The sequence below is a fragment of the Cypionkella sp. genome, assembly GCF_030652235.1.
Lineage (GTDB): Bacteria > Pseudomonadota > Alphaproteobacteria > Rhodobacterales > Rhodobacteraceae > Cypionkella.
This window is the reverse complement of sequence record NZ_JAUSBA010000051.1, coordinates 1-21784: the sequence shown is the minus strand read 5'-3', so window position 1 is coordinate 21784 and position 21784 is coordinate 1. Positions and strand designations below refer to the sequence as shown.

The window sequence follows — 21784 nt, the reverse complement described above, 5'->3', positions numbered from 1 at the left end:
CTAGGGATGCAAAAAGGCCGGAAACTTGCTGTTTCCGGCCGCATTTTCAACTGCTTGGTCAAAGATCAGTCGTCGAGAACCGGGCCCGCATCTGGGGTGACTGAGAAATCCAAGCCATTGGCGGCGCGGATTCTTTCTTCAATGTCCAGCGCCATCGCCGGGTTTTGCTTCAGGAACGACTTGGCATTCTCCCGCCCCTGCCCGATCCGCTCATCCTTGTAGGAATACCAGCTGCCGGATTTCTCAACCACGCCGGCCTTCACGCCGATATCGACCAACTCACCAACCTTGGAGATGCCCTCGCCATACATGATGTCGAATTCAACTTCCTTGAACGGTGGCGAGACCTTATTCTTCACCACTTTCACCCGCGTTGCATTGCCCACAACCTCGTCGCGGTCCTTGATCGCCCCGGTTCGGCGGATGTCCAGACGCACGCTTGCGTAGAATTTCAGCGCATTGCCGCCGGTGGTGGTTTCGGGCGAGCCGAACATCACGCCGATTTTCATCCGAATCTGGTTTATGAAGATCACCATGCAGTTCGATTTGCCGATGCTGCCGGTCAGCTTGCGCATCGCTTGTGACATCAGACGCGCCTGCGAGCCCATCTGCATATCGCCCATATCGCCTTCAATCTCGGATTTCGGCACCAGTGCCGCCACCGAATCGACGACGATCAGGCTGACGGCCCCTGAGCGCACCAGCGTATCGACAATCTCCAGTGCCTGCTCACCCGTATCGGGTTGGCTGATCAGCAGTTCGTCGAGATTGACGCCAAGTTTCTTGGCATATTGCGGGTCCAACGCGTGTTCGGCGTCGACAAAGGCGCAAACCCCACCTTTTTTCTGCGATTCAGCCACCACATGCAGCGAGAGCGTGGTTTTGCCCGAGCTTTCTGGCCCGTAAATCTCCACAATCCGGCCCTGCGGCAGACCGCCAATCCCCAAAGCGATGTCCAGCCCCAGCGATCCAGTCGAGGTCGCCTCGATTTCCATCACCGGATTGTTCTGGCCAAGCTTCATGATCGAGCCCTTGCCGAACTGCCGTTCAATCTGTGCCAGAGCGCTTTCCAGCGCCTTTGCCTTGTCCATATCGCGCTTCCCGTTCAACTCGATCAGATTTGCCGCTGCCATTGCTTTGCCCTTATCCCATGGTTGTCTTCAGGCGGCAATCGCCCAAGATGTTCTTTGTTTGTTTACCCTGTATGAGGGTAAAGCAGGAACATTTCAATCGAATTGTCGCAAGCCCAGTTTTTCGCAACAGGATTAAGGATTGGTTACCAGCGAACGGAGGCAGAACATTTTTTTCAACCCGCACTCAGCCGCGGCAAAAGAATCGCCCCGGTTCAATGCAACTGGCCCTGCACCGTCGCGGTCAGATCGCTGAGCGAAAACGGCTTTGGCAGGAAGGTCGAATTCGGGATTCGCGCCTGACCCTCCGACAAAGCCTCCTCAGCATAGCCAGACACAAAAATCACCTTTACATGCGGTCGCGCTTTCAAAGCCTCGCGCACCCAACTTGGGCCATCCATACCCGGCATCACCACGTCGGTGACGAAAATATCGACCTCTAGCCCAGGGTCTTCCAGTTGTTTCAGCGCGTCTTCGGCATTTTCGGCCTCCAGCACCGTATAGCCGCGCATCCGCAGCGCCCGGCTGGCAAAGGCGCGCACCGGGGCTTCATCCTCGACCAGCAGCACCACGCCCTCGCCCTGCCGCAGCACGACTTTTTTCGGCAAGCTGGCCACCACCTCACCCGGTGCCGCCCCTGCAAAGATCGGAAAATACAGCTGAAACACCGTGCCCTCGCCTTCGGTCGAATCGACGAAGATAAACCCACCCGATTGCTTGACGATGCCGTAAGCGGTGGACAGGCCCAGCCCGGTGCCCTCGCCCGCGCGTTTGGTGGTGAAGAACGGCTCGAAGATCTTCTGCAACCGCTCGGGCGGCATCCCCACGCCCGAATCGCTGACCCGGATCAGCGCATATTCACCCGCGGGCACCACCGCGCGATCCCGCCGCATCTCGTCGCGCAGGGTCAGCGCCTCGGTCTCAATGCGGATGGTGCCGCCGTCGGGCATCGCATCGCGGGCATTGACGACCAGATTCATGATCACCTGTTCCAGCTGTCGCTTGTCGGCCCGGATCGCCGCCAAATCCGGCGCATGCGCCAGCCGCAAGCGCACCCGCTCGCCGACCAGACGGTTGAGCAGATGTGCGAGATCCGACAGCACATCCTGCAGCTCAATCCGTTCGGGTTTCAGGGTTTGTTTGCGTGAAAACGCTAGCAACTGCCCGACCAAAGCCGCCGCGCGATTGGCGTTTTGGTGGATCTGGATCAGATCGGCATAGGCGGGATCAGTGCTGTTGTGACGCAACAGCAGCAGATCGCAATGGCCTGAGATCGCGGTCAGCAAGTTGTTGAAATCATGCGCAACCCCACCGGCAAGCTGACCAATCGCCTGCATTTTCTGGCTTTGCACAAACTGCGCTTCCAGCGTTTTCAACTCGGTTGCGTCCTGCAATACCGCCAGCACGCCGGGGCGGCCCAGATCGACGATGCGGCGCAGGGTCACCTGCAAAAACACCTCGCCGCCCAGACGCCGCGCGCACAGCACTTCGGCCCCGCCAGGGATGCGCTCATTGACCACATCTGACAGCCAATCCGAGACCGGGCGGCCCAGCCCTTCGAACAGATCGTGCAGCATCTCGGGCGCGTCCCCCAAATGCAGCAGATCGCGCGCTGCTTTATTGGCCTGCCGCAACGCGCCGTTCACCTCAAATTTCAGCAGCGCCACCGGCACATGTTCAAAATCCGCCGACATACTGGCGTCATTGGGGTGCCGCGCCACCGGCAACAAGTAAATCTCGCGCCGCTCGCCCAAGCCATCAACCTCGGCCAGAATTGCGCGCACCGGGCCGGTGGCCGCCGAAACCTCAACCTCCTCGCCCGAGTGTAGCGTGGCCGAGGTGAACACCCGGTCCAGCCGTTTGGGGCGCCCACCCAAAAGCCTGCGCATCGCGTCATTGGTGAACAGCACCACGCCGGCTTTATTGGCCGTCAACATCGGCAGGCTCAGGGTTTCCGCGCCACGCGCTGCCGTCGCGCGATCCTGAAATTCTTCCAGCCGCCACAAATAGCGCGCCTCGGTCAGCCGATGCACCGACAGTCGCAGATGACCGCGCCGAGTCGCCACATCTTCGCGCGCAGAACCACTGTGACTGGCGCGGGTCTGCAGCCGATACAGCACCGCCGAGGGGGCGGCAAAATGATCTTTCAGCACCGAAATCAAGCTGCCACCGGTCACAGCCCCAAAGCGCGCGCCAGTGGCCGCGTTCTGGTAGCCGATTTGACCATGGGGATCGCTGGTAAAACAGGGGGTTGCATCCAATCCGACCAGTGCGATCAGCCGCACCTCAAGCTGGCTTTGTGCCCGTGCCGCCCACCAGCCAGAGCCTTGTTGCAACATCGCCAGTACCGCAAAGGTCAACCCTGCCGCGAGAAACATCAGCTGCATCACCAGTTGCGCCGACAACAGGATGCCCACCGCACAACCACAGGCGGCGGCGATCAACACCCAAAGGCCAAAGTGTTGCAGCTTACCGGGTCCAAACACCTTGGCAAAACTAGTCGTCGAACTGGCCACTTTGCCCTCCGATCCGGGATACGTTTCGCCTCATTTGGCGGGCAAAGTGTTAAGAGGGGCTTAACCGCCTCACATATAAAGCGAAAATCACGCCTAAGTTGTGTACAAATTCAGACGTCACGCGTCAACAGTGCCACGAAAAACCCATCTGCGCCCTGCAGCGGAGAAAACCGCCGCTGCAACGGGTTGCTCCAACCGGGATGTCGCGCCAGAAACGCTGTGATCTGATCCTCATTCTCGGCGTTCAGCATCGAACAGGTGGCATAGGCCAGCGTGCCATTGGGGGCCAAAAGCCCGGCTACACTGTCCAAAATCTGTGCCTGAATCTGACACAGCGCTGTCAGCCGCGCCTCGGTCAGCGCCCATTTTCCCTGCGGATCGCGCCGCCAGCTGCCCGAGCCCGAGCAGGGCACATCAGTCAGGATCACATCGTAACCCTTTCCCAGCGCGGCAGTTTCCACCACAGTGATCTTCGCCCCCGCCCGCGCTGCCCGCGCCGGAATATCGCGCATCCGGCGGGGATCAACATCATGTGCCACCAGTGTCACCGGGGCTTGCGCCGCCATCGCCAACGCCTTGCCACCGCCGCCGCTGCAATAATCCAGCACGCGCTGCCCATCCGCCAAAGGCAAGGCTGCAATCACCGCTTGGCTGGCGGCATCCTGCAATTCCACCAAGCCGGAGAGATAGGCCTGTGAATTTTGAATTTTTCTTGCGTTCTCAGTGACTTCCAGCGCAGTCTTTGCAAGTTGGTTTAACTTGCAAAGAATACCTTCCGCCGCCAAAGCCTCTATGGCAACCGCAACCGTGGCCTTCGCCAAATTCACCCGCAAAAACACCGGAGCCCGGTGCCGCAGCGCTTGCATCACGGCCGTAAAATCATCACCCAAGGCAGTTTGCAGCGGCCCCGCCAGCCATTCAGGGCAATCCAAGGCCACAGTGCCCGCGGGCGTAAAGCCTGCATCGGCATCGGTCAAAACACTGGGCGCATGGCCCTCTCCGCTAAACCACTCCGCCGGGTCCAAGCCCCGATCCCGCAGTCCCCCCAGCACCAGCCCGCGTCCCGTCAAAGCCCCGCCAAGCGCCGCATAAGACCGCTTGCAGCGCAATGCATCAAACACCAGATCGCGCACGCCTGCGCGGTCGCCCGAGCCTGCAAAGCGGCTCGCCCGGCCCCAGTTGGTCAAGGCCTGCTCGACCACAGCCCCCGCCAAAATTCGGTCCAGCACGTCGATCGCGGCGGAAAGCCTTGCTTGCGGTGTCATATGCTGCCCTTTTTGCGCCGTTCGCTCTTCCCTACAGCGCGCGCGAAAATCCCGCAACCAAGCCGAAGTGCACTGGCAATTTCGCCCCCCACGCCCCATCTTCCGCCAGAGCTAAGAGGTGACATGACAGCCCCCATCCCACTTTCCCAACAACTGCTGCGCCTTGCCCAATCGGGCGACAGCGAGCGTGTAAGCCTTGGCGATCTGCTGGACGGGATCAAGACCCACGCCCGCGCCACCCTGCTGATCCTGTTCGCGCTGCCAAACCTGTTGCCCGGCCTGCCCGGCACTTCGGCGGTGACTGGCCTGCCCTTGGTTTACCTCACCTTGCAGATGCTGCTGGGTCGCCCGGCTTGGCTGCCCGGTTTCATCGCCGACCGCTCGCTGTTACGCGCCAACCTTTTGGCGCTGCTGACCCGTGCCGCGCCCCACCTCGCCCGCGTCGAGCGTATCTTGCACCCCCGTCTGCTCAGCCTAAGCAGCGAGAACGCCCAGCGGATCATCGGCGCCATCGGCATGTTCCTAAGCCTGTTGGTGATGCTGCCGATCCCCTTGGGCAACTTCCTGCCCGCCCTGGCGATCCTGATTGCCGCTCTGGGTCTGCTTGGCAATGACGGGGCTTTCATCCTCGCCGCCGCCGTCATCGCGGTAAGTGCCGTGATCGTCTTGGTGGGCGTCTATTGGGCAGTGATCAGCGCCGTGATTTATATGGCGTTCAGCACCCGCACCTGACTGCAAAATGGCCCCGCAACGGGGCCATTTCAGTCGATCCTATCGCCTCACCCCACCCGGTAGTTCGGGCTTTCGCGGGTGATCTGCACATCATGCACATGGCTTTCTTTCAAGCCCGCCCCGGTGATCCGCACGAACGTACAGTTCGCCCGCATCTCGGCCACCGTCGCACAGCCGGTATAACCCATAGCCGCCCGCAGGCCGCCAACCATCTGGTGAATGACCTGCGCTGCTGTGCCCTTATACGGCACCTGACCCTCGATGCCTTCCGGCACCAGCTTGTCGCTGGCGGCATCCTTCTGGAAATACCGATCCGCCGAGCCGCGCGCCATTGCGCCCAAAGACCCCATGCCACGATACGATTTATAAGACCGCCCGTTGAACAAGATCAACTCACCCGGAGCCTCGTCGGTGCCCGCAATGGCGCTTCCAACCATCGCACAAGACGCCCCCGCCGCAATCGCCTTGGCAAAATCGCCCGAGAATTTAATCCCACCATCGGCAATAACCGGCACATTGCCCGCCGCGGCCGCTGCATCCATGATCGCCGTCAGTTGCGGCACACCCACACCCGCAACAATCCGCGTCGTGCAGATTGATCCCGGACCAATCCCAACCTTCACCGCATCCGCGCCAGCCCCGATCAGCGCCCGCGTCGCCTCAGCCGTGGCGACATTTCCCGCCACAACCTGCACCGTATTTGAGGCTTTCTTGATCCGCTCCACCGCCAGCGCAACCCCCGCCGAGTGGCCATGCGCGGTGTCAATCACCACCATATCCACCCCGGCCTCAATCAGCGCCATCGACCGCTCAAACCCAGCATCGCCAGTGGTTGACGCAGCAGCCACCCGCAGCCGCCCCAACTCGTCCTTGCAAGCCTGCGGGTTCAGCACCGATTTCTCGGTGTCCTTCAGCGTCAACAGCCCGGTCAACTTGCCCGCGCCATCGGTCACCAGCAGCTTCTCAATCCGCCGCGCCTTCATCAGGCTGATCGCCTCGTCGCGGTCAATCGGCTCGCGCAGCAGCGCCAGATTTTCAAACGACATCATCGCATGCACTGGCGTCTTGTCATCCGAGGCAAACCGCATATCGCGGTTGGTCACGATGCCTAAAACCCGGCCTTCTTTGTCTACCACCGGAAAGCCAGTGATCTGATAGCGCTCCATCAGCAGCTTGGCATCGCCCAGGGTCTGATCCGGTGTCAGCGTGATCGGCTGATACACCACGCCACTCTCAAACCGCTTAACCCGGCTGACTTCCCGCGCCTGCGCCTCAAGGTCCAGATTGCGGTGAATAACCCCAATCCCGCCCGCCTGCGCCATCGCAATTGCCATCCGGCCTTCGGTCACCGTGTCCATTGCGGACGACAGCAGCGGAATGTTCATCCGAATGCTTTGGGTGACAAAGGTGGACGTATCCGCCTCCGATGGCAGTACCGAGCTCGCCTGCGGCACCAGCAAAACGTCATCAAATGTGAGCGCCTCGCGAATCTCCATGTTCACCTCCAACGGGGTCTAAGGGGAGTGTTCGTTTGACGGTTCCCATTTTCACGGGTCAGCGGGAATGGCAAGGGTGAAACAACCCTTGCGGCCAAAATCCCGCTTCGGCATGGTGCGCCAAATCGGGGGAAATCCATGCGCGTCGCCATTATTGAGAACACCGCCATCACCCATCACGGCCAAGTCGGCGTGGCCCTGCACGAGGCCGCCGCCGTGATCGACCTGTATAAGCCATGGCTGGATGGCAAACTGCCCAAGCCCGACAGCTTTGATGCGCTGATTTCTTTTGGCGGCGAACAGACCGCTTTATCCGATCACAGCCACCCCTACCTGCCCGATCTCGCAGCCCTGCTCTACGACACCGCACTCTCCGGCAAAGCCACTCTCGGCATCTGTCTGGGCGCACAAGCCATGGCCCGAGGCGCAGGCGCTGAAAACACCATCGGCACAAACCCGGAATTCGGCTGGTGTCAGATCGCATTGACCGATCAAGGCCGCGCCGATCCAGTGTTAGGCCTGTTGCCCACCAGTTTCCCGATCTTTGAATGGCACGCTGACCATTTCACCCTGCCGCCCGAGGCCGTGCATCTCGCCACCAACCCTGCCGCCACGGTTCAGGCCTACAAAGTCGGTCGCGCAGGCTATGCCACGCAGTTTCATTTTGAGGCCAGCCGCGCCGTCGTCGCCGATTGGGCCCGCCGCTTCCCCGAGGTGATCGAGGCGCAAAGCCCCGGCTCCACCGCCGCCCTCGCCGCTGCAGCCGAGCGCCACGGCCTTGCCGCAGACGCCCACGGCCTCGCCATCGCCCGGGCTTGGGTCGCATTGATCTAGGTGACTGGGCCCTAGGCGGCAGGCTTCCCCAAGCCTCGACCTCACGCCTCGGCTGCGTTGGTCTTGGCCGCCAATTTCCCAGTCGGCCACATCGCAATCACCTTCCCGGCAATCATCACAACCACCGGCACCGCAGCCGCCAGCAACCCCAGCCCGATCTGCTCCAGCTGGCCACCCAACCCGATCAGCGCCGCAGCATAGCTGACCAGCGGAAAGGTAAAACTGCCCCACAATGCCGAAAACCCCGCCGCCGTCACCCAGCGCAGCCCCAACAACAGCGCCAGAAAAATCACCGCCCCAAACGCGGCAAAACTCTGTGCCAGCACCTGCTGCCCCAAGCCCGTCGCCACCAATGTGAACAACGCCGCAGGTGCCAGATGGATCGCCAGCAAAGGCCGCAGCGGTGCAGGCGGTATCCGCCCGATCAGTTGCGCCAGCGACGCCCCCCAGATCAGCGCCGCTATCGGCATCGCGCCCCACAGCAGGCCCTGCGCCAGTTCCATCCGCCCCAAAGCCAGCGCCGGAATCGCCGCCACAATTGAGCCTACGAAACTCAGATGCCACGCCGGATTGACCACGCGTTGCTCTTTCGGCAAACGCAGCAGGCTAAAGATGATCAGCCCCGCCAGCCCGCCATGCACCGCAAGCGCTGCCACCATTAGCCCATAAGCCACCTGCGGCGCATAGGGCACCAGCACCGCCGCCGCCAGCATCGCGCTCATACTGCACGCCGCCATCCCGGCCCGCCCCGGCAATATCTTCAGATCCTCCAGCAACACCGCAGGCCGCCGCGCGATCTTCGAGAGCAGCGCGAGCGTGGCAAACGCCCAAAACGCCAGCACCGCGCCCAAAGCCGCCTCAACCATGCCCCCCGGCAGCCCCAAAACCTCCGCCGCGCGGCGCAATGCCAGCCCAAGCCCCAGCATCCCCAGCACCACCGGAAACACCGCAGGCGGCATTTTGGCGAACACCTTGGGTTTGCGCGGCGGAAATTCTGGCGGCGGATAGGCCTTCGGGCGGCGCTGCACTTTCGGGCTTTGGGTCATGGCAATCTCCTTGCCCCCTTGTCCCACCCTCACCCCCGTCCCACAAGCCTGATCGCAGAGACCAATCAGCGCAGTCAAAGCTTAACAGATCCTGAAGTCGGCCCCGCAAGCCTTTGAATTATCAGTATTCGAAAATGGTCCCGAGTTGGGACCACCCCAAACCCTCACTTCAAAAACGGAAACCAATCCTCCCGCAACACCTGCCCCGCGACCATCTCATGCCCCGGATAGGGCGGCGAAGTCCGCCCCGGCCGCTCCACATATCTTGCATCATCGCCCAAAACCCGCAGCGAAAACGCCCGCCGCCGCGTCCCCGCCTCGTTGCCCCGCGCGCCATGCAGGGTGCGATAATTGAACGCCACCGCATCGCCGGGTTCCATCTGCCACTCCCTGATCGGCATCGCTTCGGCATCTGGGTCCGGCACCGGCATGTAAAGCTCGGGGTTCGGATAGAACGAGGTTTCCGCCAACCACCGCGTCGGCAACACGTCCTTCGGCCACAGATGCGACCCCGCGACACACCGCAACGACGCCTGTGTCACCGGATCCAGTGGCGACCAGAACGACACATTCTGCCGTCCTTCGACAAAATAATACGGCCCATCCGTATGCCAAGGCGTCGCCCGCGAGGTTCCCGGCTCCTTGACCAACACATGATCATGAAACATCTGCACCCGATCCGACCCCATCAGCTTGGCCGCAACCTCGGCCACCTCAGACTGCTTGATCACCTGCTCAAATTCCGGAATCCGATCCCAGTTGCAGTAATCGTCAAAAAACCGCCCCGCCTCGCCCGGCTTCAAATTCTCCGCCGCAAACGGCCCCGGTTCGGCCATGTTACGCGCCACACCCGCCTGCAATTCCGCGACCCAATCGGCCCAAAGTCCCTTCACCAGCACCACACCGTCGCGCTGATACGCCTCAATCATCTCGTCGGTCACGTCTACCATACTGGCCTCCTGATTTCGCTTGGCTTGCAGAATGGCGCGACATAATCATAGCCGCAAATAATACCTTTCAATACAGGTCATAATCCAGTGCTATCCCTTACCCTGCGCCAGTTGGAATATGCCACCGCCGTCGCCCGTCACGGCGGCATGACGGCGGCAGCCGAGGCGCTGCATGTCAGCCAGCCGGCACTCTCCGTCGCCCTCGCGCAACTCGAAGCCCTGCTGCAACGCCCGCTGTTCCTGCGCCGCGCCGGAGGCCGTTTGACCCCCACCGCCTTCGGGCGCGGTTGGCTGGATCTGGCCGAGGCGCAACTTACCGCCCTCACCCGTCTCACCGATCCCAATGCCGCCGCCGAGGATATCCGGATTGCGGTGTTCGAAGACCTTGCGCCGAGTTGTTTGGCACCCATCCTCACTTACACAGAAAAGCTCGCACCGCATCTTAAGATAACTCCACAAGTGATGGATTTTGAAACACTTTCAGATGCTCTACGCAAAGGAAAAGTCGATCTCGCTTTGACGTGGGATCTTGGCCTGCAATCCGACATCGCCCGCCAAACCCTTGCCCGCATCGCCCCGCATGCCATCTTGCCGACCGATCACCCGCTCACCCAAAACGCCAGCTTGACGCTCTCCCAACTGGCGACCGAACCGCTGATCCTGACCGATCAAGGCCTGTCGCTGGGCCATATGCGCGGGTTGTTTGCGCAAGCGGGCCTCACCCCGCAAATCCGCCACCGCACCGCCTCGATGGATCTGATGCGCAGCTATGCCGCCAATGGTCTGGGGCTAGGGCTGTCTTACACCAATCCCGCCGCCCGCCTCAGCCCCGATGGCAAACCGCTGGTCACCCGCCCGATCCGCGATGCCGGGACCGAGCCGCTGATCCTCGCCCATCTCGCGCAGAACCCACCCTCTGCCGCAGCGCAGCAACTGAGCGCGTTGATCCCACACGCGCTGCCAGCGGCGTTACAGGGCTAATCTCCCGTGCATTTGATACCGCTTTGAAGCTTTCAACCTACTTGCAACCCACTGAAAAATAATCGTAGCCCTAAAAATATGCAACGATTGCGCAAATCAAACCTCAAACACTTTGACCGCCCCGGCCCGCGCGGTTAGTGTCCCTGCGCAACCTGACCCTATGGGCACCCAAACCCCGATGAATCTTAAAGAACTGGCGCAAAAGCTGAACCTCTCGCCCACAACCGTCAGCCGCGCGCTGAACGGCTACCCCGAGGTCAACGACGTGACGCGCGAGCGTATCGTCGCCGCTGCCAAGCGCTACAATTACCGCCCCAACACCCGCGCCATTCGGCTGGCGACGGGCCGCGCGATGGCGGTGGGCCATGTGTTTCCGGTGGCGACGAAATCTGAGATCATGAACCCGATTTTTGCCGATTTCATCGCGGGCGCGGGCGAGATTTACGCAGCCAACGGCTATGACATGCTGCTTTCGGTGGTCGCCGATGAGGCCGAATCCGCCGCTTACCGCGATTTGAAATCCCGCGGGGCCGTCGATGGCGTCATCGTCCACGCCGTGCGCACCTATGATCCGCGCATCGCCAGTCTGCAAGATTTGGGTCTGCCCTTCGTCACCCATGGCCGCGCCACTGGGATTGAGTCCGATTATTCCTGGGTCGATGTCAACAATCGCCGCGCCTTCCTGCGCGCCACCGAATTTCTGCTCGATCTCGGCCATGCCCGCATCGCCTTGGTCAACGGCAAAGAGGATATGGATTTCGCCATCCGCCGCCGCACCGGCTATGTCGATGCGCTGGCCGGGCGTGAGATTGCGCCCGATGCCGCGTTGATGGCCAGCGATGAGATGACCGAGCTTTCCGGTTACCGCGCCGCCAAGCGTATGCTTGCGCTGGAAAATCCGCCGACCTCTTTCGTTGCAGCCTCGATGTTGTCGGGCATGGGGGTGCGCCGCGCGATTGAAGGGCGGGGGCTGAAATTGGGGCGAGATGTCTCGGTGATCATCTTTGACGACGAACTCAGCTATCTGCGCAATGGCGATGACGTGCCGATTTTCACCGCCACCCGGTCTTCGGTGCGCGATGCCGGAAGGATCGCCGCCGAGATGCTGCTGGCGCTGATCGCAGACCCCACCCAAGGCCCGCTGCATCGTTTGCTAGAGGCTGATCTGATCATCGGCCAGTCTACCGGCCCTGCTCCGCGTAAATCGATCTAAATCAATTGCCTGCGGGCCAAAGTTAAGACAATGAGGTCACTTATGTCCACCCCTCTCGCTCTCGTTGCCGATATCGGTGGCACCAACACCCGCGTCGCCTTGGCCGACGGCAAAGTCGTGCGCCAAGCCAGCATCCGCCGCTATGCCAATGCCGAATTCACCAGCCTGGAGCCGGTTTTGACCCGCTATATGGCCGAGGAAGGCCTGAAATCGGTGGATGGCGCCTGCGTCGCCGCCGCTGGCCCGGTGCGTGACGGCGTGGCGGTGATGACCAACCTGTCTTGGGTGATCGACGCCGCCCTGCTGATTCGCGCAACGGGGGCGGCGCAAACCGCCATCCTCAACGATCTGCAAGCGCAGGGCCACGCCTTGGGACACATAGCACCCGAATTCCTGCGTCCGCTGATCCCCGGCACGCAAGTCGCAGGCGCGGCGATGCTGGTGGTCGGTGTCGGCACTGGCATGAACGCAGCCCCGGTGCATGACACCGCTTGGGGCCGTCTGGTCGCGCCCTCGGAATGTGGCCATATCGCGATGCCGGTGCAGACCGAACAAGACTTCCGCCTGTCGCGCTTTATTGCCACCAACGGCCCACATGCGCATGGCTACGCCGGGGTCGAAGACGTTCTGGCCGGTCGCGGGCTGGAGCGCGTGCATGCCTTCATCTGTTCTGAGTCGGGCCAGCCGCAGACCCTGAAAGCCGCCGCTATCATGGACGCCCTGGCTGCGGGAGAGCCTTTGGCGCGCGAAACCGCCAAGCTTTACATGCACTTGCTCGGCCAAGAGCTTGGCAACCTCGCGCTGATCCACCTGCCCTTCGGTGGCATCTACCTGATCGGCGGCGTCGCCCGCGCCATGGTGCCCTATATGGATGAGATGAACCTAAGCGCCGCCTTCCGCACCAAGGGTCGTTTCGCTGAATTCATGCAAAGCTTCGCGGTCTTCGCCGTCGAGGATGATTTTGCTGCCCTCACCGGTTGTGCCGCCTACCTTGCCAGCGATGGCCGGAGCTAGCAACTGTGTCTATTCGTTGGGCTGAACCTGCCAAGGTGTGCAGGTTTTGACGATGGCGTTAGCGATTGTGATCAGCCTTCGTGCGATTGCGATGATGATGAGTTTGTGCGGCTTTACACGCTCCTTGAGTCGCCTTGCGACTGGCCCGAGAACTGGGTTGTGGCAGGCGGCTGCGAGCGCGGCCTGGAACCATCGCCCCTCGACCCAACCTCCAGGTGGTCAGGATTGATGCAACGGCGATTGTTGCAGCGATGGCGAACAACATCGTCATAACCCGCCAAGACCCCATTCAGGATGCAGAAGACGAAGCGATAGGCCGCCATCTGTCGCCCATGAAACCGCACTTTCGGGCGTCGAGCGTTGGCGTCTCAATGCAGCCAGCGTCTGTCTTCGTGCCTTCAGCGATCAAGGAAAAGGCCCGCGAACGAGCCTCCTGTTGATGATTCGTGATGTTCGCCTCGACCCTAGGACACGCAGGACGCGACGGTTTTTGGCCTTCCATCTGCAAACTGAGAGCCGCCTAGGCCCATATATGATTTTTGTGGTGAAGCTGATACCGATCGACCCATGAGTGGCGGTGGGGGAGGTGGTGATAAGATGCCGCCCCCGTCTACATTACGGCCCGCGTCATGGAGTGGCTTTGGCTTGCCATTTTAACACGGTTGTTCAACGCGTATCTGTGCATCCGCACAGCAGCTATTTTGGCCCGGGCAATCGAACTTACCCTGTACGAATTCTTGTACGACTTTATGCCTGACAGGGTCATTTTGACGGAATACAAGAAGATAAATACCATTATTACAATGGGGTGTGATGTCAAACCGATTCACATCACCTGCAAAATAAATAATATACTTCAACGGCTTGCGACAGGTTTGCGTAATTCTGCAACTGGCTGAATTGCAAAGCAAACGGACATTGCGGGCACTGTGGTCCATCGAGTCTCGTGGCAAGTTCCAAAGCGCTGCATAAAAATGGCGGCCCCCATAGGACCACCACATTCAGTCAAAAAGCGCCAAGGCTCAAAACAGCAGTTTGTAGGTGTTGCCACGGGTATCGGTGGCTGTGCCGGTGCCGCTGGTGGTGCTAGACCCCATCACGAATCTGCCTTGCACGACAGTGCCATCTTTGCAAACTGCGTAAATCTCACCCGTGTTGATGCCGCCCACCGATTCCGTGCTGTTGTCGTATTTTCCACCCGGGCCGCCGCGCAGGGTCAACGAGACGCCGCGCGTCTTTGAGACCACTTTCGGCGCAAGGGCCGACCACGTGCCGTTGCATTTAGTCCGGTCCGGTAGCTTAAATCTCAATGCGCCCGAGGTTTCCTCGGTCGTCTCAGCCTTGGCATGGATCACTGGCGGTGGGGTCTGCAAGGCAAAGGGTCCGGCGGTCGGATAAAGCTGCATATCGCTGCTCGAGCCGCAGGCGGTCAGGGCGAGCGTTGCGAACAGGCCAAGGGCGCGCAGGGACATGGGCTTTCCTTTCAAGTCAAAGAAGTATCCGGCAGGTCAATGCAGTATCCGGCTTGCGCCGTCCTAAGCCATCCTTTGCCCCCACGCAACGCACCCCGCTTGACTTCACCGCGATTTGCGCATCCGCCCGCGCATCTACTGCGCCGCAAGAAACCGCTCTGCCATCGCATGGCCCAACCAGCGATTGCTTTGCGCCGTGGCATGCACCCCATCCGGCTCGATCCCCGGCAAACGGTTGACCACCCGGCAGCGCGGTTGGGCATAGCCATGGCCACTGAGGGCATCCATCTGGCTTTGCATATCAATGAACGCCGGGACACTGGGATGTACCGCATCAGGCGGTGTGGTGCCAATCAGCCACGGCACGGGGGCCGTCACCCAGTTATTCGCGCTCCACGTCGCTTCAAACGCTGCCCGCATCGCCGCCCAAGCCGCTGGATAAGCGGCAAGCGCGGCCAGATCACTCTCGCCCTGCGCCCAAAGCACGCCCCTGATTTTTGACCCTACAGGCGAGGCCGCCATCGCCCCCGCAATCACACTCACCGCGTGATTATACGCAAACGGATTGCTCCCTACCGGATTCCACGCCGCCGCCGTTCCAACAAGCGAAGTCGAGGACACCGCCGCCTGCACGATCACCACATTGCGGCCCGCGGCCGTCGATTGCCGTATGCGCTTGGCAAAGGCAATCGCCGGCGACACCCCGTTCGAGCGCATCCCCGCTGTTACCGTCCCGCCGCCAAGGCTCTCCGCATTGGCCTGCAACGGCGCGCGCAATGCCTCGACCTGCCCGATCACAGTGCCATGCCCCGCATAGGTCGCGCCCGGAAAATACAGCAATGTCGGGTCCGAGCAATGATCCAACTCGGCAGCCAATCCCAACGCATTGGTGGTCGCAGCCATCTGGCTTTGCCCCAAGCAGACATAGAAATCAAACGGTTGCGCCAGAACAGTTTCGATCGCCACAACCTGCACCGCCTGCAAGCTTCCCGCAAAGCCCGTGCCAACCACCACATTCACCAAAGTGCTGCCAATATTGGCGGGCAGTTTGAACACCTGTTGCCCCGAACGCACCCGTGACGCCAAAGGGTCGTAGGGCGGTGCCATCCCCCGCACCCGCCAGCCAATCCCGTTTTCCTCATCTGCCTTGTTCAGCGTCACATAGACCCAGATCTGCCCCGCCAGTGCAGGTACCGACAACGACACCTGCGCCAGCGACCCCATATCGTAACGGCCCGCCCCAGGGCTATAAACCGGTGCATTCACCACGCCCGACACATGCCCCACATCATAAAACTTCACCCGCTCCTCCGCGAAAACCCCCGCCGGCATCACCTTCAGCGGCTTTGAGGCCACCCGAGGCACCGTCAGCGCCGCACTCAACCCCAGCATCTCAAAACCACCCCGTGATCCCGGTTGCGGTGGTGCCCGCCACCAAAATCGCCCTGGCGGTCATCGTATAGGTCCCCACTGGCAGCACCGAGGTGTCCTGCTGCACCCCCAAACTGTCCAACCACGCGATCGTGCCCGCCCCCGAAATCGTCACCGCCCGGATCGAGCCTGCGACAAACGGCGTCGCACTCGGCACGACCACAAAACTGCCCGTCGCCGCCATCGTCGCCGAGGGTGCGTGCGAGGAAAAATCATTGCGCATGAGAAACTCCATAACCTTGAACGCCCGCCATGGGCCCGCCTTCAAAACACCAGCAATTCCTTGCCATCCCCTGACCCAACCGCACGCTGCATCGCAGCATGGCGCAACCCTTCCCCTTTGCCGCCACCTAGGCTAGCAATCAGCAGCTTTCAGGAAAGGAAACACCATGAGCGAGATCAAACGTATCGGCGTAGGCGCGCGGATGTCCGAGGCCGTGGCCTATAACGGCATCGTCTGGCTGGCGGGCCAGGTTGGCACCCCCGGTGCGTCGGTCACCCAGCAGACCCAAGATTGTCTGGCCGAGGTTGACCGCATCCTCGCCGAAGCTGGTACCGATAAAACCCGCATCCTGTCGGTGCAGATCTGGCTGGCCGATATCGCAACCTTTGGCGAGATGAATGCGGTTTGGGATGCATGGGTGCCCGCAGGCAATACCCCGGCGCGCGCCACCGGCGAAGCGAAACTGGCGACACCCGATTATCTGGTGGAAGTCATCGTCACCGCTGCGTTGAAGTAAAAAGTAAGGGGGGCATTCAGCCCCCCTCGCCTTATCAGGCTGATGCCCTGAGGATATTTGAGCGCAGAGGATGACCTAAGAGCGCAAATACGCCACCAGTGCCTGCGTCGAGCCATCCTTGCCACTAACATCGCCACCCTCAAGGATCGGCTGCAACGCCAAAGCCAGTTCCTTGCCCAGCTCGACTCCCCATTGGTCGAACGAGTTCAGCCCCAAAATCACGCCTTCCACAAACACCCGATGCTCATACAAAGCGATGATCTGGCCCAGCACGAACGGAGTCAGCTTTGGATAGACCAGCGTGGTCGAAGGCCGATTGCCGGGGAACACCCGATGCCGCGCCTGCCGCTCTAGTTCCTCGCCCACAGCACCCTTGTTCTCCATGATCGCGCGGGCTTCATTCAACGACCGCCCCCGCATCAAGGCTTCCGACTGCGCCAGACAATTTGACACCAACAGCAAATGCTGATGCGCCAAATCCGGCTCGTGCCCGGCTTTGGCGATCATAAATTCGCACGGCACAACGCGGGTGCCTTGATGGATCAGCTGATAAAACGCGTGCTGACCATTGGTGCCGGGTTCGCCCCACACCACCGGGCCGGAATGGGTGGGCAGGTCCGAGCCATCCATCGCCACTGACTTGCCGTTGCTTTCCATTTCCAACTGCTGCAAATAGGCGGGCACCCGGCTAAGCCGTTGATCATACGGCAAAACCGCGCGCGAGGCATAACCGCAAATCTGGTTGTGCCAGATGCCGACCAAGGCCAGCAGCACCGGCATATTCTGTGCAAACGGCGCGGCCACAAAATGCTCATCCATCGCACGACCACCGGCGAGGAAATTCTCAAATGCCTCAGGCCCAATCGCCAGCATCACCGCAAAACCAATCGGCCCCCAGACCGAATAGCGCCCGCCGACCCAGTCTTCAAAGCCAAACACCCGGGCAGAATCAATGCCAAACGCCGCGGTTTTGTCGGCAGCCGTAGACACAGCTGCAAACTGCGCCGCCGGGATTTTCACCTTGGTCGCCATCCAAGCCCGCGCGGTTTCGGCATTGGTCATCGTCTCAATCGTGGTGAATGTTTTTGACGCCACGATCACCAAAGTGGTTTCCGGGTTCAGCCCCTTCACCACATCGGCGATATGCGCGCCATCGACATTGCTGACGTAGTGCACGCGTGGCCCATCGTGATAGGGTGCCAGCGCCAAAGTCACCATCGCAGGCCCAAGGTCAGATCCGCCAATGCCGATATTGATCACATCGGTGATCTTGCCGCCCTGACCCGTGTATTTCCCTGTCCGCACCTCGCGCGCAAAAATCGCCATCCGCGCCTTGGTCTTGCGAATCTCTGGCATCACATCACTGCCGTCGCACATCACCTTGGCCTCAATGCCGCCGCGCAACGCCGTATGCAGCACGGCGCGGCCTTCGGTGACGTTGATCTTTTCGCCGCCAAACATCGCCGCGCGCTTGTCTGCCACGCCGGAAACCTCAGCCAGCGTCAACAGCATCGCCTTGGCCTGCTCGTCGATGTTGGTTTTCGAGTAATCCAACCGCGCATCGCCCGCATCGACGCTAAACGCCTGCGCCCGCCCCGCGGGCTCGAACAGCGACAGGATCGGCCGCCGCGCCACGCTTAGCGCGTGATCTCTCAATGCTTGCCATTTTTCCGACATGACCTACTCCGCTTTTATTCGGCCCAATGAACCGTTGCATTATCCAGCACCACCCGCACCGGAGCCTCCAGCGCAGGCAAGCCAGCCGCAGCCTCAATCGCCGCGCGTTTTTCCGGCCCGGTGATCAAGATATGGATATTCTTCGCCTCTTGCAGCACCGGGGCGGTCAGCGTGATACGCGGTTCACCCGCCGCCTCGGCCCGCAGCGCCATCAGGATCGGCGCATTGGCGGCCAAAGCCTCGGCCAGCAAATCCGCGCCGGGAAACAGGCTAGCGGTGTGCATATCATTGCCCATGCCCAGCAGCAAAACCGTCAATGGCAAATGCGGGGCGATGCCTTCCGCCAGGTGTTTCAACATCAACTCCGGCTCGGAAGCCTCTGCATATAAAGGAATAAGCTGTGCGGCTGCCGCCTTGTTGACCAGCAAGCGTTGCTTCAACAACCGCGTGTTAGACCGAGGGCTGTCTTCGCCCACGCAGCGCTCATCATTCAGCATCACCGCGACATTGGCCCAGTCAAGGTTCACTCCCGACAGAATATCGAAAATCGGCCCCGGCGTCGTCCCGCCCGGCACCGAAAGCGACGCCCGGCCATACATGTTCAATTGTTCTGAAAGCTGGCCCGCAATTTTGCCTGCCACGTCCAGCATCATGAATTCGCGGTCTGGATATGCGATAAAATTCAAACTTTAATCTCCCGCCAGCGCCGCCCATCGCGGTGCATCAGCATCAATGCATCCTCCGGCCCCGAAGATCCCGGATCATAGCCCTGTGGCTTATCCCCGCGTGCCTCCCAGCCCTCAATCAGCGGATCGGTCCAGGCCCAAGCCGCTTCCACCTCATCGCCGCGCATGAACAGGGTCTGGTTGCCGCGGATCACATCCATGATCAGCCGCTCATAGGCATCGGGTACATCCTCGGCATCCGGCCCCAAAGCATCGGCGAAGGCCATATCCAAGGGCACCTGCATCAAACGCATACCGCCCGGCCCCGGTTCCTTGATCATCACCTTCAGGTTCATGCCTTCATCGGGCTGCAACCGGATCACCAGCACGTTTTCCAACCAGCCCTTGGCATCGTCAAAGATTGAATGCGGCGGCTGCTTGAAGGTGATCGCAATCTCCGACGCCCGCGCCCGCAAGCGCTTGCCGGTGCGCAGATAAAACGGCGTGCCCTGCCAGCGCCAGTTCGAGATTTTCACCTTCAGCGCGATATAACTTTCGGTCTTGCTCGCCGGATTCTCGCTATGCTCCAGATAGCCGCCCTCGCCATTGCCCGCCAGATACTGCCCGCGCACGATATCCTCAGGCTTCACAGGATCGAGCGCCCGGATCACCTTCAGCTTTTCATCGCGCACTGCATCGGGGTCAAAGTGATACGGCGGCTCCATTGCGATCAGACACAACAGCTGCATCATATGGTTCTGCACCATATCGCGCATCGCCCCCGATTTGTCGTAATACGCCCCACGGCCATCGACGCTTACGGTTTCTGCCACGGTGATCTGCACATGATCGACGTATTCCGACTTCCACAGCGGCTCGAACAGAATATTGGCAAACCGCACCGCCATCAGATTCTGCACGGTTTCCTTACCAAGGTAATGGTCGATCCGGTAAATCTGCGCTTCGGTGAAATGCGCAGCCAACACCGCGTTCAGTGCGCGGGCCGAGGTCAGATCACGGCCAAACGGCTTTTCCACCACGATCCGGCTCCAGGCGTCCGCAATCCCATGCAGATGCAACCGCTCGGCAAGGTCACCGAACAGACTGGGCGCCACCGAAAAGTAAAACGCCCGTACCACATTTTCGCGCATCAGCCCCTTCAGCTTGACCCAACCGCCCTCGCCCGTGGCGTCAATCGAGACATAACCAATCTTTTCAAGAAATTGCGCGATGACCTTCGCATCCTGCCGATCCTTCGGCACGAATTCCGCAATCGCTTCCGCCACCAAGGCCCGGAACGACTCGTCGGTCAGATCGGCGCGCGCCGCCCCAATGATCCGGCTGTTTTCGGTCATCTGCCCGGCCATAAAGCGGCGATACAGCCCCGGCAGGATCTTGCGCTTGGCCAGATCGCCGGTGCCGCCAAAGATCACCAGATCAAAGGCATCTACCGGAATGACTCGCGAAACCATTGGCTTACCTCGCAGCTTGGGTCAGAACAGAAGCGCTGTTAGCGCTAACGACGCCCTTTTAGCGCCGCGATCGCCGCAAGTCTAGCACTGCTTGCACCCCGCCCGAAAGCCATTGCTGCATGGCAGCAGCGCTATTCAGACCTCATCGGCGACCATCCACCGCACCCGCACCACACCAGCCTCTGCCGCCACACGTTGCACGGCCTGTTCCACCGCATGATCGGACGCGTCTTCGCCGCCGACCAACGCCGACCAACGCCGACCAACGCCGAAATCTCTAGCCCAGCCTCTTGTGCTTGCACAGCAATTTCATGCACATGCAACCCGCCCAAGCTGAGGCGGCGCAGCAACAGCGCCCGCATCGCAGCCTCTTGATCGAGCGCACAGCTTAAGATCACCCGATAAGATCGCGTCAACGGCACCCTGGCCTTGGTATGCCGCTTGAGAAACCGCACCAAAGGCCGCAGCCCAAGGTTCATAAACACCACCATGCCGGTCAGCAACAGCGCAAACGGCCAAGCCCCGATCCCCGCCAGCAAGCCACCGCCCTCCGAGCACCACAAGGTTGCCGCCGTGTTCAGCCCCTGCACATTCAGGCCATCGCGGTAGATGATACCTGCGCCCAGACAACCAATGCCTGACACCACCTGTGCTACTGTTGCAAACGCGTTCGGGTCATGGCGTGAAGGCTGTTTATCGCAGCACACCCTGTTTGTAACTGTTTTATGACGTATTTTTAACCACTGTAACAAGTGGTTAACGACCGATCAGTGTAGTCACCATCCTGAAAAGCACAATTTGAGACGTAAGTGATTGAATTATATAAGGACCGGAGTGGCCCAACCAGCAATATGACACTTCGGATTCACCAAATCGGCCATTTTCATTGAAATCCGATGCTTTCCGGTCAGAAACTGCATGATTTCCGCTGATTTTTTCGGGCGCGCTGGTGGTGACAGCTGTGGCGCCGGCCATAATTTGTCCATCGGAGGCACGAAAACCCCTTGTTTGTTGATTTGCACTGAGAAGTGACCCGGGTTTTTCATCGAGAATTGACCCACCTTTGATTATGGATTTTGGGTCATGCTTGGGTCAAGGGCGAGTTTCACTCCTTCTTTTTTTGGGCTGCAGCGGCTGAGCTTGCCTTGAA

The 21784-nt window shown here is 60.6% G+C and carries 20 protein-coding genes; 6 read left to right on the top strand and 14 right to left on the bottom strand.

Going from position 1 to position 21784, the window contains the following annotated elements; all coding sequences use genetic code 11:
* Positions 1–65: 65 nt before the first annotated feature.
* The 3 genes from recA to Q7V03_RS17920 form a co-directional block, all read right to left on the bottom strand.
* A complete protein-coding gene (gene recA, locus Q7V03_RS17930) occupies positions 66–1133 on the bottom strand; it encodes a recombinase RecA (RefSeq protein ID WP_304926964.1) in 1068 nt (355 codons plus the stop codon).
* Between the two features lie 212 nt (positions 1134–1345).
* Complete coding sequence (locus Q7V03_RS17925) at positions 1346–3517, bottom strand: ATP-binding protein (protein ID WP_370651167.1); 2172 nt, start codon at positions 3515–3517, stop codon at positions 1346–1348.
* 239 nt (positions 3518–3756) lie between these two features.
* The gene (locus Q7V03_RS17920; protein WP_304926962.1) at positions 3757–4911 is read right to left on the bottom strand and encodes an RsmB/NOP family class I SAM-dependent RNA methyltransferase; all 1155 of its coding nucleotides are present in this window, start codon (positions 4909–4911) and stop codon (positions 3757–3759) included.
* Positions 4912–5034: 123 nt separating this feature from the next.
* On the opposite strand from Q7V03_RS17920, the gene Q7V03_RS17915 reads away from it, so the two are divergent.
* Positions 5035–5643: an exopolysaccharide biosynthesis protein gene (locus Q7V03_RS17915; protein WP_304926961.1), complete on the top strand. Its 609-nt coding sequence runs from the start codon at positions 5035–5037 to the stop codon at positions 5641–5643.
* A gap of 47 nt (positions 5644–5690) precedes the next feature.
* Here Q7V03_RS17915 and guaB read toward each other — a convergent pair whose 3' ends face one another.
* On the bottom strand, positions 5691–7139 hold the full coding sequence (gene guaB, locus Q7V03_RS17910) for an IMP dehydrogenase (protein ID WP_304926960.1): 1449 nt from the start codon (positions 7137–7139) through the stop codon (positions 5691–5693).
* Between the two features lie 138 nt (positions 7140–7277).
* Here guaB and Q7V03_RS17905 point away from each other — a divergent pair, with 138 nt between their 5' ends.
* Complete coding sequence (locus Q7V03_RS17905; protein ID WP_304926959.1) at positions 7278–7973, top strand: type 1 glutamine amidotransferase; 696 nt, start codon at positions 7278–7280, stop codon at positions 7971–7973.
* A 41-nt stretch (positions 7974–8014) separates the two neighbouring features.
* On the opposite strand, the gene Q7V03_RS17900 is transcribed toward Q7V03_RS17905, so the two are convergent.
* Both Q7V03_RS17900 and Q7V03_RS17895 read right to left on the bottom strand, forming a co-directional pair.
* Positions 8015–9019: a tellurium resistance protein gene (locus Q7V03_RS17900; protein ID WP_304926958.1), complete on the bottom strand. Its 1005-nt coding sequence runs from the start codon at positions 9017–9019 to the stop codon at positions 8015–8017.
* Between the two features lie 164 nt (positions 9020–9183).
* Positions 9184–9969 carry a phytanoyl-CoA dioxygenase family protein gene (locus tag Q7V03_RS17895; protein ID WP_304926957.1) on the bottom strand — a complete coding sequence of 262 codons (786 nt, stop codon included), beginning with the start codon at positions 9967–9969 and terminating at the stop codon, positions 9184–9186.
* A gap of 87 nt (positions 9970–10056) precedes the next feature.
* Here Q7V03_RS17895 and Q7V03_RS17890 point away from each other — a divergent pair, with 87 nt between their 5' ends.
* The 3 genes from Q7V03_RS17890 (at position 10057) to Q7V03_RS17880 (ending at position 13177) form a co-directional block, all read left to right on the top strand.
* Entirely contained in the window at positions 10057–10950 is an 894-nt protein-coding gene (locus Q7V03_RS17890; RefSeq protein WP_304926956.1) for a LysR family transcriptional regulator, read from the top strand.
* A gap of 178 nt (positions 10951–11128) precedes the next feature.
* Positions 11129–12163 carry a LacI family DNA-binding transcriptional regulator gene (locus Q7V03_RS17885; protein WP_304926955.1) on the top strand — a complete coding sequence of 345 codons (1035 nt, stop codon included), beginning with the start codon at positions 11129–11131 and terminating at the stop codon, positions 12161–12163.
* A gap of 42 nt (positions 12164–12205) precedes the next feature.
* Positions 12206–13177, top strand: a complete 972-nt coding sequence (locus tag Q7V03_RS17880) for an ROK family protein (protein WP_304926954.1) — start codon at positions 12206–12208, stop codon at positions 13175–13177.
* A 113-nt stretch (positions 13178–13290) separates the two neighbouring features.
* Here Q7V03_RS17880 and Q7V03_RS23945 read toward each other — a convergent pair whose 3' ends face one another.
* The 4 genes from Q7V03_RS23945 to Q7V03_RS17865 all read right to left on the bottom strand — a co-directional run bounded on the left by Q7V03_RS23945 (position 13291) and on the right by Q7V03_RS17865 (position 16303).
* Positions 13291–13500: an HNH endonuclease gene (locus Q7V03_RS23945; protein ID WP_370651164.1), complete on the bottom strand. Its 210-nt coding sequence runs from the start codon at positions 13498–13500 to the stop codon at positions 13291–13293.
* 699 nt (positions 13501–14199) lie between these two features.
* Entirely contained in the window at positions 14200–14649 is a 450-nt protein-coding gene (locus Q7V03_RS17875; RefSeq protein ID WP_304926953.1) for a hypothetical protein, read from the bottom strand.
* Between the two features lie 135 nt (positions 14650–14784).
* Positions 14785–16041 carry a sialate O-acetylesterase gene (locus tag Q7V03_RS17870; protein ID WP_304926952.1) on the bottom strand — a complete coding sequence of 419 codons (1257 nt, stop codon included), beginning with the start codon at positions 16039–16041 and terminating at the stop codon, positions 14785–14787.
* A gap of 1 nt (position 16042) precedes the next feature.
* Positions 16043–16303: a hypothetical protein gene (locus Q7V03_RS17865; RefSeq protein ID WP_304926951.1), complete on the bottom strand. Its 261-nt coding sequence runs from the start codon at positions 16301–16303 to the stop codon at positions 16043–16045.
* Positions 16304–16469: 166 nt separating this feature from the next.
* On the opposite strand from Q7V03_RS17865, the gene Q7V03_RS17860 reads away from it, so the two are divergent.
* Entirely contained in the window at positions 16470–16820 is a 351-nt protein-coding gene (locus Q7V03_RS17860; RefSeq protein WP_304926950.1) for a RidA family protein, read from the top strand.
* 75 nt (positions 16821–16895) lie between these two features.
* Here the strand turns inward: Q7V03_RS17860 and pgi are convergent, their stop codons facing one another.
* The 4 genes from pgi to Q7V03_RS17840 form a co-directional block, all read right to left on the bottom strand.
* On the bottom strand, positions 16896–18497 hold the full coding sequence (gene pgi, locus Q7V03_RS17855; RefSeq protein ID WP_304926949.1) for a glucose-6-phosphate isomerase: 1602 nt from the start codon (positions 18495–18497) through the stop codon (positions 16896–16898).
* A gap of 14 nt (positions 18498–18511) precedes the next feature.
* Positions 18512–19183 (bottom strand): 6-phosphogluconolactonase, encoded by a 672-nt coding sequence (pgl, locus tag Q7V03_RS17850; RefSeq protein WP_304926948.1) that lies wholly within the window; start codon positions 19181–19183, stop codon positions 18512–18514.
* Positions 19180–20634: a glucose-6-phosphate dehydrogenase gene (gene zwf, locus Q7V03_RS17845; protein WP_304926947.1), complete on the bottom strand. Its 1455-nt coding sequence runs from the start codon at positions 20632–20634 to the stop codon at positions 19180–19182. The genes pgl and zwf overlap by 4 nt, the downstream gene beginning before the upstream one ends.
* Before the next feature lie 131 nt (positions 20635–20765).
* On the bottom strand, positions 20766–21281 hold the full coding sequence (locus tag Q7V03_RS17840; RefSeq protein WP_304926946.1) for an MgtC/SapB family protein: 516 nt from the start codon (positions 21279–21281) through the stop codon (positions 20766–20768).
* Between the last annotated feature and the right edge of the window lie 503 nt (positions 21282–21784).